1 protein-coding gene is annotated in these 1,349 nt (G+C 68.0%); it reads left to right on the top strand.

The features are described 5' to 3' along the window. Positions 1 to 1,287 (top strand): cysteine--tRNA ligase (cysS, locus tag AC1D01_RS34885; RefSeq protein WP_477874120.1); only part of this gene is annotated, 1,287 nt, incomplete at its 5' end. Between the last annotated feature and the right edge of the window lie 62 nt (positions 1,288 to 1,349).

Raw genomic sequence — 1,349 nt, 5'->3', positions numbered from 1 at the left:
GACCTGTGCCACGTCGGCCATGCGCGCTTCATGATGGCCTTCGATGTCGCCGCACGCTGGCTGCGCACGCTGGGCTACCAGGTCACCTACGTGCGCAACATCACCGACATCGACGACAAGATCATCCGGCGCGCGCTCGAGCGCAACATCCCGATCCGCCAGCTGACCGACGAGATGACGGCCGCGATGCATGAAGACGTGGCCGCCCTCGGCATCCTGCCGCCGACCCACGAGCCGCGCGCGACGCAGTACGTGCCGCAGATGCTGCAGATGATCGCCACGCTCGAGCGCAAGGGCTATGCCTACCGCTCGCCGAACGGCGACGTGAACTATGCGGTGCGCAAGTTCGACGGCTACGGCAAGCTGTCGGGCAAGTCGCTCGACCAGCTGCGCGCCGGCGAGCGCGTGGCCGTGCTCGACGGCAAGGACGACCCGCTCGACTTCGTGCTGTGGAAATCCGCCAAGCCGACCGAGCCCGACGATGCCAAGTGGGCCAGCGAGTTCGGCGCCGGCCGCCCGGGCTGGCACATCGAGTGCTCGGCGATGAGCTGTGCGCTGCTCGGCGAGCAGTTCGACATCCACGGCGGCGGCATGGACCTGCAGTTCCCGCACCACGAGAACGAGATCGCGCAGAGCGAGGGCGCGAGCGGCAAGCGCTTCGTCAACGTGTGGATGCACAACGGCTTCCTGAACGTCGTCAACGAGCAGGGCGAGAACGAGAAGATGTCGAAGTCGCTCGGCAACTTCTTCACGATCCGCGACGTGCTGAAGCACTACGACGGCGAGACGCTGCGCTTCTTCATGCTGCGCACGCAGTACCGCAGCCCGCTGAACTTCGGCCCCGCCAACCTCGACGACGCGCGCAACGCGCTGCGCCGGCTCTACACCGCGCTGGTCGACCTCGACGTGCCGGAACTGCCGGTCGACTGGGCGCAGCCGCAGGCCGCGCGCTTCCGCGCCGCGATGAACGAGGACTTCAACACGCCGGAAGCGGTGGCAGTGCTGTTCGAGCTCGCGACCGAGCTGAACAAGAGCCGCTCGCCGCAGCAGGCGGCGCTGTTCAAGGGGCTGGCCGCGACGCTCGGGCTGCTGCAGCAGAACGCGCGCAGCTACCTGCAGGCCGGCAGCCAGCTCGACGACGCCGCGATCCAGGCGCAGATCCAGGCCCGGGCCGATGCGAAGAAGGCGCGCGATTTCGCGCTTGCCGACCGCATCCGCCACGACCTGCTCGCGCAAGGCATCGTGCTCCAGGACTCCGCGCAAGGCACGACCTGGATGAAGGCCTGATCCGTGGCGCGCTCCGTCACTCCCGAGTATTGGGACGAGGCGTGCAGGCACCTCGTCAAGCG

The organism is Rhizobacter sp. P3_B12, assembly GCF_056402895.1.
The sequence above is the reverse complement of the archived record's forward strand: the minus strand, read 5'-3'. Positions and strand labels throughout refer to the sequence as shown.